The sequence below is a fragment of the Bifidobacterium sp. LH_230 genome (assembly GCF_056357555.1).
In genome coordinates this window covers 1-14,057 of sequence record NZ_JBKEWJ010000026.1, presented here as the reverse complement: position 1 = coordinate 14,057, position 14,057 = coordinate 1, and the positions used below count along the sequence as shown (strand labels likewise).

Below are 14,057 nucleotides of genomic sequence, written 5' to 3'. Positions count from 1 at the left end.
CTTGATTGCATGCAGGCAAGCGGATATGCAAGCAATCAAGCAAGCCAACAATCAGGAAAGCAAACAAGCAAACAATCAGGAACGGAGCAGAACCATGAACGACAACCATAACGAAGACGAGGAGCCCTTCGACGGCACGAGCGAGGATTCCACACTCGAAGACCAGACGAGCGCGCACATCGCGGCCATCGCCGCCAGCGGCGTCGCCGCCGAAGCCGAGGCCCTGGCCAACCGACAGGCCGACATGGCGGCCAAGGAACGCCGCGAAACCAGACTTGCCATCCTCGCCGCCATCGCCATCATCGGTGTCGTTACCGCTTACGTCATCACGCGCATCTCATGCAAACATCGGCGCTCAAATCAAATATCATGATCCACGATACGTCCACCATACGCAAAATGCCATATATAGTGTAAAGAGACTATAATAGTAACTACATATAGTAGAAACGCCGAGAGATGGAATAAAAGGTCAAGAAATGCTATTGTATCTCATTACATGAACGAGGGATGACTCGACCGGCTCTTCGTAGCGTGAAGCGGTCTCCCAGAAAGCGGACGAATCCTCTCGGGTTCGTCCGCTTTCCTTTTTCTGAAAAGGAGAGGTGATGACAGACGCACAGGCTGACATCCCAACGCCGGAACGTCGGCGTCGCGCAATGACCGCGGAAGAGCAGTGCGATGTCATGGCTCAGCATGGCGTTACCTTCCAGAAGTGCAGCAGGGAGGACGCCAAGCGTTTCCTCCAAGACAATACCTACTTCTTCAAGCTCAAGGCGTTCGACAACAATTTTCAACGTGACGTCAACGGCATGTATCGGAATCTGGATTTCGCCTATCTGCAAGATCTGTCCACCATCGACTTCGAGCTGAGGGTTCTGATCCTGCGCATGACCGGAGACATTGAACACGCGCTCCGGGTACGTTTCAACAATCTCATCTCTCGCGTCAACGAAGACGGCTATCAGGTGATACGCGATTACGAGCAAGATCAACAGGCTTTTTATACGCGCAATGGGAAGACATATGACCCCGACGGGGACTACCAAAAGTCCATATATACCGCGGGAATGATTAACAAATATCTTGGCAGCAAACCCATCTGGCTGTTCTGGGAGACTTGCACCCTCAACAGCCTCATTCACTGCTACCAATCATTCCTGCGGCATCGGCAATTCCAAGATACCACTTATTCGTTGTTGTACGGCGTGCGTCTGTTGCGAAACGCGGCGTCACATCATAATTGTCTGCTCATACCGCCCGCGGAACAAGTCAATCCAACCGAGGATTTGAATGTCCTGTTACAACAACTCCTGACCGATGAAACGGAACTTGTCAACACGACTCTCCAGCTTGCACAAACGGATCCACTGATCCATGACTTCGCATGCGTTTTGCTCGCCCACGCCAACCTTGTCCAAAGCAAAGGTATGCGGTCCCATGTTGTAGAACAGATCAAAGGTTTCCTCACGCGCATGCAGCGCCACGCCGACTGGTATCGAAATCCGGAAAGCGGCTGTGACCATCTCGTGCAGCAAATGGACGCCATTCAGCTGTTGCTCACCAGCATTGTAGATTTCAACCAGAAACGTGATGAGGGGATACTTACGTCTACCCAGCAGCACATTCTGGAACAGCCAAACAGAAATCCCGTACGCCACGGAAGAAGGCGTGCCAGCAGAAGAGCTCGATCCGGCCGGAATGCATCTTCTTCGACATGATGTCGCTCAACTACCTCAGGGTGTGCCCGTCTCTTTCCCCAAGAGACGGGCACACTCGTTTTAAGACCTTTGCATCACCCCATATAGGAATGTCCGCCGCAGGACCACTTAGCGCGGGGTGATGCTGATGGTGCGTTCGGGGTCCGGCGGCCGGCCGTCGGGCTTGCGGGCGTGCTTTTCTTCCAGGGACCCGGGAGGAGGCGGGTTCTGAAGTCCCTGTCTCCCCCTTTCCCGGAGAGGGGCGCTTCTGTCGTATGTGGGAAAGGATTTCGTATGAGGTTCGGGAAGAAGGGCACCGGTGCGGTGGCGTCGATCACCGCCGCCGCGGCGTTGCTGGCCTGCTTGGTTCCGGTCGCGTTGGCCGATAACGGTGGCGGCGGTTCCGGTGAGGACGGTGGCGGTTCGGGCGGTGGTCCGACGCAGACGGCCGATGTGCATTGGATCTACAAGGATTCGTGGCCGGCCACTCTGGATGGCATGAAGACGGCGTTGAGTGACGCGAAGGTGCGTCTGTCGTCCGATCTGGCGAACGGGCAGAACCAGTTCGTGAACATGAACAAGACTTTGAGCGACGCGATCGATGAGTGCCAACGCTCCTATACGGGTGACGGGAATGCGGACTGCCGTCTGGTGGCGGTGGGCTACGTGCGATTGGCGGATGGTTCGTTCAACGGCAGCTATGTGAGCTCGAACGCGAAGAACCGTTGGGAGGCGCAGTGGAAGGCCGAGGCGAAGGGCGACTACACGTATCAGGGCCAGAAGTACTCGACTTCGACCACGTGGAAGGACAAGCTCGGCACGCGCAGCGTTGACTCTCTGGCGCAGGAGTCGATCAACTCCAACCCGAACGCCTCGTTCCGTGTGATCGTGCTGGCGCAGAACCAGCCGCCGGTCGATTACAAGCTGAACGTGGCCACCAGCCACAAGCAGAAGACCGACATGCAGGTCGGCTCCACCGACCCGATCGGCGACGTCATCCATGCAGACAACGGCGGTTCCGCGATCAAGGAGACATTGAACGGCACCGCGATCATCCATTACGAGAACGGCCCCTATCTGCCCGCGAAGAGCGTGAGCAAGCCGATCAGCTTCTCCAGCAATGGGGATACCCAGCTCGACAATCTCGCCTCGCCGAAGGATTTCGGCATGGAACACTGGGCCGAGGGATCGTACTGGATCGATATCCGGGTGCCCAAGCAGGGCCGCATGCAGGCGGCCGTGGACACCGCGGACCGTGACCCGGCCGAATCCTGGAAGGTGAGCTCGGTGCCGCCCGAACCCCCGGTCAAGAAGATCGAGGACGGCGTGAGTGCCGACCGGATGACGAACCGCACCACCATCACGTACGGCACCGGCCGCGGCGGCTACGAGATGCGTTTCCGCGACGTGATCGAACCCAACGGCGTCGAATACTCCGTGGACAACTACAGGCTCATCGACAGGACCGACGGCAACCGCGACGTTTCCGGCGAGTTCGAGATCACTTGGGACAAGGCGTCGAACACGGTGTCGGCCGCGCGTTCGGCGGACAAGGGTGAGATGCCCATGGACCATGTCTACGAGTTCAGCTTCGACGTGACCGTGTCGAAGCCCTCCGACTTCCAGCAGGTCAAGGACCATGCGTGGGGCCAGTGGAACCACGAGCCCGAGGCCGATGCCGGAACGAAACAGTTCGATACGTGGCGGCCGAATCCCGACAAGAGCTGGATCCGTCTGAACGCGAAGGGCCAGTGGGAGGCGGTCATCGACCCGAAGGAGACCAACCGGACCGGCGCCGACGATATGACGCTTCTGGACGGGGACCGGGTCGCCTCGGTGGTCAACGGCACCATCGCCAAGAACCTCATCCAGGCCCCGGAGACCCTGACGCTCACGGACGACTGGTCGGCCGCCGACTACCTGTTCGACGCCGACGACAAGTCGAAGATCAGGGTGTACGAGGCCGATGCCGGCACCGATCGCGAGTCCAGCGTCACCGACATCGCCAACCACGGCAGGGACGTCACCGACCAGTGGACGATCACGATGGAAGGCACCACGGTGACCGCCACCGCCGGCCGGGCCTATCGCGAGGGATTGAAGGGATTGAAGACCGCGAAGCAGGTCACGCTGCTCATTTCTGGCAAGGCGGCCTACGCCAACGGCAAGGGCGCGGGCCAGGTGCGCGACGACTTCGGCAAGCAGGCGAGCGACGAACTGTCGTTCTGCACCGCGCCGGACGGCAAGGCGCTGACGAACAAGGGCTCCCAGACCGTCAACACGCACACCATCCCCACGAACGAGCCGAAGATCTGCGGCTACATACCGCCCGTCGTCAAGGACGTGGTCGGTGAATCCTCGCAGGGAGGCGACCAGGCGTCCGTGGACGGCAGGGTCGTCTACCCGGGCCAACGCTTGGAATACCGTCTGGAGACCCAGCCCCACCTGCCCGGCAATCTCGCGTACTCGGTCAGCGAGGTGGCGGTCACCGACACCTATGACGAGCATCTTGAAGTGGACAAGCAGACCCTGGAGGTCACCGACCTGTCCACCGGCAGGTTCATCCCGAAAACCGAGTACGAGACCCAGTGGAACGACGCGCAGCACGCGGTGCGCCTCGTGTTCTCCGACGGGTACGTGAAGACCAACTGGCGCAACGGCGCGAACCCGCGCATCATCGTCCGCTTCGAGGGCACGGTCGCCAAGGACGCGCCCACGGACACCAAAATCGGCAACCAGTGGGCCCTGACGCTGAACAACATGATCACCCCGAGCAACAAGGTATGGAACGAGCCGCCCGACTTCACGCCGGTGAAGAAGGACACCCAGGCCGACCCGTCCATCAGCATCGACGGCAAGACCGCGCTGCTGGGCGACCGGATCTACTACCGCGTGACCATCGACGCCAAGCAGACCAACCAGGCCTACAAGGTCTGGAGGCTCGGCATGACCGACGACTGGGACGACGAATACCTCTCCCTCGACGCCAAGCGCATCGAGGTCACCGACACCGCGACCGGCAAGGACGTGACCGCGAAGTTCAACATCGCGGCGATCGACGGCGTCGCCTACGTGTACGCCAAGACCGCGGACACGAAGGTGCCGGCCACCGGCGAGACCATCAAGGGCGACCCCCAGCCCAAGAACCTCAGGGAATACGCCGAAAAGAAGGACCACGACCCGTTGAAGGAGCCGGCCATCGACCAGTCGATGCTGGGCACGAGCTACGAGGTGAGCCTGCCGATGACCGTCATCAAGGTCACCGACGGACATATCGTGAAGAACAAGGCCACGCAGGTCGTCAACGACACCCGCAAGGACACCAACGAGGTCGCCAACCCCCTCAAACCCGTCAACCCCTCCAAGGACGTGGTCGTGAAGGTGGACGGCGAATCCATCGACAAGCGGAGCGTGTACCTCAACAGCCTGTTCCTCTATCGCCTCGACAGCTCCGTGCTGCCCGCGCACCGCGCCTACCAGAAGGTCACCGACTGGAGCATCACCGACCCGCTCGACACCGAGCATGACCAGTACACCGGCCAATGGGCCGTATACGCCATGCGCGACCTGACCGAGCAGGGCAAGGTGATCGCCCGCAAGGGCGTGAAGATCGCCGGCAGCGGCTTCGACGCCAGTGTGTACGGCGACGAACTGTTCACCCTCGCGCAGGACGACAAGGGCGCGGTCACCGTTACCGCGACCCAGCGCATGCTCGATCTCGTCAGCAGCAACGACGAAAGCGAGCAGGCATGGACCGCGTTCATCCAGTGCAAGCGCGTCAAGACCGGCGAACACATCGCCAACCGGTTCGACGAAACCATCAACGGCACCAAACGTCCTTCCAACCAGGTCGAGACGCACACGCCCGACATGACCCCGAGCCTGAAGATCGAGAAATGGGACGAGGCCTCCGGCTGGCCGGCCGGCGACCGCGACCAGGTCAAGGACGCGCTGGCCATGCAGGGCGACACGCGCATCGTGTTCACCATCACCAACACCAGCACCACCGACCCCGACACCAAGCAGGGCGCATGGTACCGAACCAAGGACCTGAACCTCAAGGACCAGCTGGTCGCCGGCGACGGCCGGGTGACCGATCTCGAATACCCCGCCGATTGGGACAGCCGCATCCTCAAGCCCGGCGAGAGCGTCGAGGTCAAGGGCGTCCTCAAGGGCGTGACCGGCCATCACACCGACCGCGCCACGGTCACCGGCACGCCGTTGGTTGAATGCGTCGTCTCCGACCCGGATCCGTTCGACGGCAAGGACGAGACGTCCGCGCCTGATGATGCGGTCACGATCGACGGCAGGCTCGTCTGCCCCGACACCGAAGTGGTCAGCAACACCGACGACTGGAACGGCTACCGGACCGGGCTCGCCCATACCGGCGCCGCCGTCCAGGGCGTGATCGCGGCGGCGATCACCCTGCTCGCCGTCGGCGCGGGACTGGTCGCCGCCCGCAGGTTCAGGCGCGGGAACAACGCCGCCGGCCGCCACTCCGGCACGATGCAACCCGTCGATGCCGAGGATGCCGACGCGGATGCCGTCGAAACCGTGGATTCGGTTCCCGGCGGGCAATCCGTGGTCTGACCGAAGCGGCGGGGACCGTTCTCCGCCGCGATGATTCTTCCGGTCGGACGGCAATCCGGCCGGAACCCCGCCGGTTCTCTTCCTTCTTCTCTCCCCGGCGGGCATGGCAACGGCCCGACGCCAACGGTTCAAACCGTTCGCGTCGGGCCGTTCCCTTGCTACTTTTGGCTGCTTACTGTTCGTCGGTGTTCTCGGAGGCGAGTCGTTCTTCGAGTTGTTCGACGATGTGGTCGTGCATGTTCTCGTCGATCTTGACGGTCAGGAGGAAGACGACGAGGCTGGCGACGATGCCGGCGAGCGGCAGGTAGTAGGCGCAGGTCTTGAACGTGCGGATGTTCGCGGCGGTCATGTCGGCGGCGGTGGCGTTGCCGACCATGCCGGCGGCGACGGCCACGAAGCCCACGATGCCGTTGGACAGGGCACCAGCGATCTTGTCGAGCATCGGGCGCACGGAGAGGGTGACGGCCTCGTTGCGCTTGCCGGTCTTGAGCTGGCCGTATTCGATGGAGTCGGTCATGCTCAGGATGGCGGTCATCTGGATGGTCTGCGCGGGCAGGTAGAAGAGGACGAGCGCGACGATGACGACGGGCAGGTTCATGGGCGCGATGATGAACAGCGTATAGCCGGCGATCATGAACGCCATGCCGGCGGTGTACAGCCAGCGGCGCGGGATGCGCCGGTTGAGCACCGGGTAGAGGGGCGTGGTGACCAGTCCGGTGATGACCGGGATGACGCCGGCGATGGAGAAGCTGTCCGGGGCGCCGAGCACGTATTTGAACTGGTAGAAGAGCACGCCGGTGGTGGCGACGTTGGCCACGGAGTACAGCAGGTAGCTCAAGGCGACCCACAGGAGCTGGTCGTTCTGGGCGATTGCCTTGAACGCCTCGATGGGGTTGCCGTTGGCCTCGGCCTTGGCGCGCAGCTCGCCCTGGTTCTCGCGGGTGCCGAACGCGACGCTCCACGCGGTGAGCAAACCGAGCACGGCGATGATGATGGCGAACGCGGCCCAGCCGGTGCGGCCCTGCTCCCATTGGCCGGTGAACTTCCAGGTGAACCAGCTGACGACGGGCACGACGATGACGGTGACGCCGTTGTATCCGATGGATCCGGTGAACGCGCCGAGAGCGGTGTACGTGCTGCGCTCGTGCGAGTCGGAGGAGATCGCGGGGATCATGCCCCAGTAGGAGATGTCGCGCAGCGAGTAGATCACGTCCAGCAGGATGAACACGATGACGAACAGGACCATGAACACGCCGGTGTTCACGTCCACGAGCCCGAACAGGCCGGTGAACACCATGATCAGCAGGATGCCGGGCACGAGGCCTCCGATGAACTGCCAGGGACGGAACCGGCCCCAGCGGGTGTTCGTGTTGTCCACGAGGTTGCCGAGCAGCGGGTCGAGGAAGATCTCCGCGATACGGATGACCACCACGAGTCCGGTGATCACCGCGATGAGGCGCGCGGCCAGCGTCTTGTCCACGTCGATGAACAGCGCGGTGGTCACGAACGTGATGAAGAACGTGCTCATCGTGTTGTAGAACGCGGCCTGGCCCAGGTTGCCGAACGCGTATGCGATCTTCTGCCCCATGTTCCTGGTGGGCATGGGCTGCGGCTGTCCGGGCGTCGCCGTGCGCTGTGTGGTGGATCCGCTCATGGTGTGGTGGCCTCCTTGCGACCTGTAAAGAATCCGTGCGCGGGAACAGCTCCGATCCCGCAAGACGCGAGTATAGGACTTTCTTGAAAAAGTAAAAAACTTTACCGCGTGTCGCAAGCAATGCCAACGATTCATGTTCGCCAATCCAACACACCGCGCGGGCGCTGGTGATGGTCGGAGACCGGATTATCGTTGATGAGTAAAGGCTTTCCGCTGTTCCTGCGGTCGCAGTCGGGACAAGCGCAAGAAGTTGCGTAAATTAGTAAATATCTTTATCATCGTTGTGCAAGGAGTCACATTCGAAGGCTCCCGAACTGCGGCGGCAACGACGCGACGCAATCCGATGCGAAAGCGAGGACATCATGAACACAACCGACGATCAGCGGAAGAACGGCGATCCGATCGTCTCCCCGTCCATGCCGACGACGGCATGGCTCGCCGACCCGCGCGTGTACGCGGTCCACCGGCTCGACGCCCATTCCGACCATGCATGCTGGTCGCACGCCCCCTCCGTCGGCGAGGGCACCAATCTCACGCAGAGCCTCGACGGCGAATGGCGGGTCCGAGTCGAGACGGCGCCGGCGAACAGCTTCCCCGACGGGACGAGCGACGGGCCGGATTGGATCAGCGACGTGTCGCCTCTGTTCGCCGCACCGGGCTTCGACGACTCGTCGTTCTCCCGGGTGCAGGTGCCCTCGCATCTGGAGACCGCGGGGCTGCTCGACCCGCAGTACGTGAACGTGCAGTACCCGTGGGACGGCCACGAGGACCCGAAGGCCCCGGCCATCCCCGAGCATGGCCATGTGGCGGTCTACCGACGCGAGTTCGCCGCGGAGGGCGCGGTTGCCCAGGCCATCCGCGAGGGCCGCACGGTGACGCTCACCTTCCAGGGCGCTGCCACCGCCATCTACGTGTGGCTCAACGGCGCGTTCGTCGGATACGCCGAGGACTCCTTCACGCCCAGCGAGTTCGACGTGACGGACGTCGTCAGGAAGGACGGCAACGTGCTGGCGGTCGCCTGCTACGAGTATTCGAGCGCGAGCTGGCTGGAGGACCAGGACTTCTGGCGTCTGCACGGCCTGTTCCGCTCCGTCGAGCTCAATGCGAGGCCCGCCGCCCATGTCTCCGACATCCACGCCGGGGCCGATTGGGAGCCCGCCACGTCGATCGGATCGCTTTCGCTGGACGTACTGATCGACGGCGCCGCGAACGCCGCGACGGCCGACCTCGCACTGCGGGACAAGAACGGCGCCGTCGTCTGGCGCACCGCCACGGAAGCGGCCGGAACGCTGCACGCCGAGGCCGAGATCGACGACGCGGCCCCCTGGAGCGCCGAACGCCCCGACCTGTACGAGCTGTCCGTCACCCTGCTCGACGCGGACGGCAAGGTCCTGGAGACCGCGCGCACCCGCATCGGCTTCCGGCATGTGGCCATCGAGGACGGCATCCTCAAGCTCAACGGCAAACGTCTCGTGTTCCGCGGCGTCAACCGCCACGAGTTCGACTGCCGGCGCGGCCGTGCCGTCACCGAAGAGGACATGCTGTGGGACATCCGCTTCATGAAGCGCCACAACATCAACGCGGTGCGCACCTCGCACTACCCGAACCAGTCCCGCTGGTACGAGCTGTGCGACGAATACGGCATCTACCTGATCGACGAGACCAACCTGGAGACCCACGGCAGCTGGAACAGCCCCGGCGACATCCCCGTGGGCACCTCCGTCCCCGGCGACGACGAGGCCTGGCTGGGCGCGTGCATCGACCGGCTGGACAGCATGATCCTGCGCGACCGCAACCATCCCAGCGTGCTCGTCTGGTCGCTGGGCAACGAATCCTACGCGGGCGAAGTCCTCAAGGCCATGAGCGCGCACGCGCACCGGCTCGACCCGTCCCGCCCCGTCCACTACGAAGGCGTCAACTGGAACCACGCCTACGACGGGATCAGCGACTTCGAAAGCCGCATGTACGCCAAGCCCGACGAAATCCGCAACTGGCTCGAACACGGCGACGAACGGGGCGAGGCGAACAAGCCGTTCGTCAGCTGCGAGTACATGCACGCCATGGGCAACTCGTGCGGCGGTCTGAGCGAGTTCATCGACCTCGAACAGTACGAGCGCTACTCCGGCGGGTTCATCTGGGACTACATCGACCAGGGACTCGTCCAGCGCCTGCCCGACGGGCGCGAACGCCTCAGCGTCGGCGGCGACTGGGCCGACCGGCCGACCGACTACGAATTCGTGGGCAACGGCATCGTGTTCGCCGACCGCACGCCCAGCCCCAAGGCGCAAGAGGTCAAGCAGCTGTACTCACCGGTCAAGCTCACCCCCGACGGACACGGCGTGACCATCGAGAACCGCAACCTGTTCGCCGGCACCGACGGCTACGTGTTCGCCGCACGGCTCCTCGAAGACGGACATGAGATCTGGCACGCCGACTACCGGTTCGACGTGGACGCCGGAGACACCCAGCGCCACGACATCGCCTTCCCCGACATCGACACGGACGGGAATACGCGCGAGGTCACCTACGAGGTCGATCTCCTGACTGCGGAAGCCACCGCATGGGCGCCGGCCGGCTACGAGCTCGCGTTCGGCCAACTCACCGGCACACTCAACCCCGAACGGGACATCACCGAGACCGATCATGACGACGACGGCCGCGCGACGGTCACGCTCGGCCGATGGAACGCGGGCATTCGCCGCGACGACGAGGAAATCCTCCTGTCGCGCACCCAGGGAGGCATCGTCTCCTGGAAGCGGGACGGCCGGGAAATGGTCATCCGACGCCCCGAACTCGTCACCTTCCGCCCGCTGACCGACAACGACCGGGGCAACCGTTCCGGATTCGACCGCGCCGCATGGTTCGCGGCCGGTCGCTACGCCGTCGTGACCGATACGAGCATCGCGCAATCCGACGACGGAGGGCTCACCGCCAAATACCGGTACGAGCTCGCCGACCCGGACCACACGCCCGTGACGGTCTCCTACCGCATCACCGCCGACATGCGCATGCGACTGACCGTCGAATACCCCGGCGGAGCCACCGGTGCGGCCAGCCTGCCCGCGTTCGGCGTCGAATGGGAACTGCCCGGCGAATACGAGCGTCTGCGCTACTACGGCCCCGGCCCCGAGGAGACCTACCGCGACCGCAAGCAGGGCGGCAAGCTCGGCATCTGGAACGCCACCGCGAAGACGAGCATGGCACCGTATCTCATGGTGCAGGAAACCGGCAGCCACGAGGACGTCCGCTGGCTCGAAGCCACCGACATCCAAGGCCACGGATTGCGCGTCACCCAACGCGGCGACCGTCACTTCACGGCCAGCCTGCTGCCCTGGAGTACCTACATGATCGAAGCCGCGCGCCGCCATGAGGACCTGCCCGAGCCGCGCCACAACTACCTGCGCCTGCTCGCAGCCCAGATGGGAGTCGGCGGAGACGACTCCTGGGGAGCCCCCGTCCACACGGCCTACCAGCTGTCCGCCGGCAGGCCGCTCACCCTCGACGTGGACCTCGAACTCATCTGACCGGCAACGGGCGGCGGCATGCACCACCATGCCGCCGCCCGTACACGTATATATACATTTCCCAAACACACTCCACAGGAAAAGAGGCAATCAATCATGGCTGAAGTGATTATCGTCAGGAACGAGGAGGAGGCCGGCGAGATCTACGGCCGCTGCGTGGCGGACCTCATCAAGGCCAAGCCGGACGCGGTGCTGGGACTCGCGACCGGTTCGAGCCCGCTGGCCGCCTACCGGGCCCTCGCCAAGATCGTGCACGAGGAGCACATCGACGTCTCCCAGGTGCGTGGCTTCGCGCTGGACGAGTACTTGGGCCTGCCGCTCGACCATCCGGAGTCCTACCACTCCACCATCCACCGCACGGTCGTCGAGCCCCTCGGCCTCGACCCGGAGAAGGTCCATGTGCCCGGCGACGTGCTGAACGGCACTCCGCTGGAGGACGGCGACAAGATCGCCGCCGCCGGACCGGCCTACGACGCGGCCATCGAGGCCGCGGGCGGCATCGACGTGCAGATCCTCGGCATCGGCACCGACGGCCACATCGGCTTCAACGAGCCCGGCTCCTCCCTCGCGTCCGGCACGCGCGTCAAGACCCTGGCCGAGCAGACCCGCATCGACAACGCGCGCTTCTTCGACAACGACATCAACCAAGTGCCGACCCACTGCATCACGCAGGGCATCGGCACGGTCCTGAAAGCCCGTCACCTCGTGCTGCTCGCGTTCGGCGCGGGCAAGGCCGAGGCCATCGAGGAGACCGTCGAAGGCGGCGTCTCCGCGTTCTGCCCGGCCTCCGCGCTGCAGCTGCACCCGCACGCCACGATCATCATCGACGAGGAGGCCGCGTCGCGTCTGCGTCACAAGGACTACTACCGCTACGCCTTCGCCCACAAGCCCGCCTGGCAGGGCATCTGATCGGCAGACGAACGATTCGGGCTCCTTCTTGCTTCGCCAAGAGGGAGCCCGAACCCATATGCAGGAAGGAAATCATGACGCAGGACAGAGATGAGATCGTCGCCCGCGTGACGGCGGCGTTGGAAGGCGAGGCCAAGCCGGTCGCGATCCGCGGGGCACGCAAGGTAGACGCCTGCGGCGAACAATCGGGCTATTGGGTGGTCTGAGCTTGTCAAATTGTTTGTGTATGGGTGTTTTTTGTTGTTGTTTTTAGAGGTAGGGTTCCATGCGTTCCGGGTATGCGGCGACGAGTTGGGCGAGGGCCTGTTTCCAGTTGGTGGTGATCCTGCCCTCGATGAGCCGGCATTCGTTTTTCGGTCGTTTGCCTTTCTCGGTCCTCTCCCGCTGCCTTGCGCGTTTGTCCTCGATGTCGCAGATCGCGAGCCACAGGAGCTTGACGGCGGCCTGGTCGTTGGGGAACTGGCTGCGGTTGCGGCTGACCTTCCTGAGCTGGTAGTTCAACGATTCGATGCTGTTGGTCGTGTAGATCACGCGCCGCAGCATGGGCGGGAACTGCAGGAACGGCGTGAACCGGTCCCACGCCCGCTCCCACGTGGCCGCCACCGACGGGTATTTGCGGCCGAGCTCGCTGTGCTTGAACTCGTCGAGCCGTTTGCGGGCCTGGTCCGCGTCCACCGCCCCGTACACGCCCCTCAACCCGGCGCACACCTTCTTGCGGTCGTGATCGGCCACGAACCGGTTCGCCGCGCGGATGAGATGCACCACGCAGGTCTGCACCATCGCCTGAGGCCATGTGGCCTCCACGGCCTCGGGCAGGCCCTTCAGCCCGTCGCAGCACACGACCATCACGTCCGCGACGCCCCTGTTGGCCATCTGCGCGCACACGCTCGCCCAGAACGAGGAGCCCTCCGAATCCTGCATCCAGATGCCCAGCACGTGCTTGAGGCCCTCCATGTCGACTCCGATCGCGATGTGCGCGGCCTTCGACACGACCCTGCCGCCGTCCCTGACCTTCACCCGTATCGCGTCCAGGTACATGACCGGATAGAACTCGTCCAACGGCCGCTCCTGCCATTCGAGCACCGCGTCCGCCACCGCGTCGGTGATCGACGAGACCGTCTCGTGCGACAGTTCGGTGCCGACCGTCTTGGCGAGGTGGTGCTGGATGTCGCGCACCGTCATGCCGCCCGCGTACAGGCTGACGATCATGTCGTCCAGGCCGCCCAGCCTCCTGGAGCACTTCGGCACCAGCCTCGGCGTGAACGAGCCGTCCCGGTCCCGGGGCACCTGGATCGTGACGGGGCCGACCTCGGTGGCCAGGGTCTTGGGATACGAGCCGTTCCTCGAATTCGTCGAACCGCTCGCCGTCTTCCCCTCCCGGTCACCGGACGCATAACCCAGATGCGAGGTCATCTCCGCATCCAGACCACGCTCCAGGGCGGCCCGCACCAATTCCGGGATCAGGCCCCCGTCCCCGGTCAGTTCGACATCGCCCCTGTCGATACGCTCGAACAGGGAATCCAATGCGCCCGACGAGACCAGCCCGTCGACCAGACCACGCGCCGAACCGGCGGCAGCGCCGCCATCGCCACGCCCCTCGACCACATCGTCGTTCTTCAAGGTCACCATCATTCAATCCTTCCAGAATGGCAGCCCATACACAAACAATTAGACACCCTC

Annotated in this window: 7 protein-coding genes and 1 pseudogene; 6 read left to right on the top strand and 2 right to left on the bottom strand. The window is 63.6% G+C overall.

Annotated features, from left to right (window positions below; all coding sequences use genetic code 11):
• Nucleotides 1–25: 25 nt before the first annotated feature.
• From AC1A0G_RS10690 to AC1A0G_RS10680, 3 genes are all read left to right on the top strand, one after another.
• Nucleotides 26–373, top strand: a complete 348-nt coding sequence (locus AC1A0G_RS10690) for a hypothetical protein (RefSeq protein ID WP_476529610.1) — start codon at nucleotides 26–28, stop codon at nucleotides 371–373.
• A gap of 235 nt (nucleotides 374–608) precedes the next feature.
• A complete protein-coding gene (locus tag AC1A0G_RS10685; RefSeq protein WP_476529608.1) occupies nucleotides 609–1,721 on the top strand; it encodes an Abi family protein in 1,113 nt (370 codons plus the stop codon).
• A gap of 273 nt (nucleotides 1,722–1,994) precedes the next feature.
• The gene (locus tag AC1A0G_RS10680; RefSeq protein WP_033495373.1) at nucleotides 1,995–6,290 is read left to right on the top strand and encodes an LPXTG cell wall anchor domain-containing protein; all 4,296 of its coding nucleotides are present in this window, start codon (nucleotides 1,995–1,997) and stop codon (nucleotides 6,288–6,290) included.
• A 172-nt stretch (nucleotides 6,291–6,462) separates the two neighbouring features.
• Here the strand turns inward: AC1A0G_RS10680 and AC1A0G_RS10675 are convergent, their stop codons facing one another.
• Entirely contained in the window at nucleotides 6,463–7,944 is a 1,482-nt protein-coding gene (locus tag AC1A0G_RS10675) for a glycoside-pentoside-hexuronide (GPH):cation symporter (RefSeq protein WP_033495375.1), read from the bottom strand.
• Nucleotides 7,945–8,306: 362 nt separating this feature from the next.
• Here AC1A0G_RS10675 and lacZ point away from each other — a divergent pair, with 362 nt between their 5' ends.
• The 3 genes and pseudogenes from lacZ to AC1A0G_RS10660 all read left to right on the top strand — a co-directional run.
• On the top strand, nucleotides 8,307–11,468 hold the full coding sequence (gene lacZ / locus AC1A0G_RS10670) for a beta-galactosidase, LacZ type (RefSeq protein WP_033495377.1): 3,162 nt from the start codon (nucleotides 8,307–8,309) through the stop codon (nucleotides 11,466–11,468).
• A 96-nt stretch (nucleotides 11,469–11,564) separates the two neighbouring features.
• Nucleotides 11,565–12,377: a glucosamine-6-phosphate deaminase gene (nagB, locus tag AC1A0G_RS10665; protein ID WP_033495379.1), complete on the top strand. Its 813-nt coding sequence runs from the start codon at nucleotides 11,565–11,567 to the stop codon at nucleotides 12,375–12,377.
• A 74-nt stretch (nucleotides 12,378–12,451) separates the two neighbouring features.
• Nucleotides 12,452–12,580: pseudogene (locus AC1A0G_RS10660) on the top strand (N-acetylglucosamine-6-phosphate deacetylase); the annotation flags it as partial.
• Nucleotides 12,581–12,626: 46 nt separating this feature from the next.
• On the opposite strand, the gene AC1A0G_RS10655 reads toward AC1A0G_RS10660, so the two are convergent.
• Nucleotides 12,627–14,006, bottom strand: a complete 1,380-nt coding sequence (locus AC1A0G_RS10655) for an IS256 family transposase (protein ID WP_476529649.1) — start codon at nucleotides 14,004–14,006, stop codon at nucleotides 12,627–12,629.
• Between the last annotated feature and the right edge of the window lie 51 nt (nucleotides 14,007–14,057).

Excerpts from the sequence above, each read along its gene's own strand:
- AC1A0G_RS10690 (WP_476529610.1), top strand. The coding sequence starts at position 26 with ATGCAAGCAATCAAGCAAGCCAACAATCAGGAAAGCAAACAAGCAAAC.
- AC1A0G_RS10685 (WP_476529608.1), top strand. The coding sequence starts at position 609 with ATGACAGACGCACAGGCTGACATCCCAACGCCGGAACGTCGGCGTCGC.
- AC1A0G_RS10680 (WP_033495373.1), top strand. The coding sequence starts at position 1,995 with ATGAGGTTCGGGAAGAAGGGCACCGGTGCGGTGGCGTCGATCACCGCC.
- AC1A0G_RS10675 (WP_033495375.1), bottom strand. The coding sequence starts at position 7,944 with ATGAGCGGATCCACCACACAGCGCACGGCGACGCCCGGACAGCCGCAG.
- lacZ (WP_033495377.1), top strand. The coding sequence starts at position 8,307 with ATGAACACAACCGACGATCAGCGGAAGAACGGCGATCCGATCGTCTCC.
- nagB (WP_033495379.1), top strand. The coding sequence starts at position 11,565 with ATGGCTGAAGTGATTATCGTCAGGAACGAGGAGGAGGCCGGCGAGATC.
- AC1A0G_RS10655 (WP_476529649.1), bottom strand. The coding sequence starts at position 14,006 with ATGGTGACCTTGAAGAACGACGATGTGGTCGAGGGGCGTGGCGATGGC.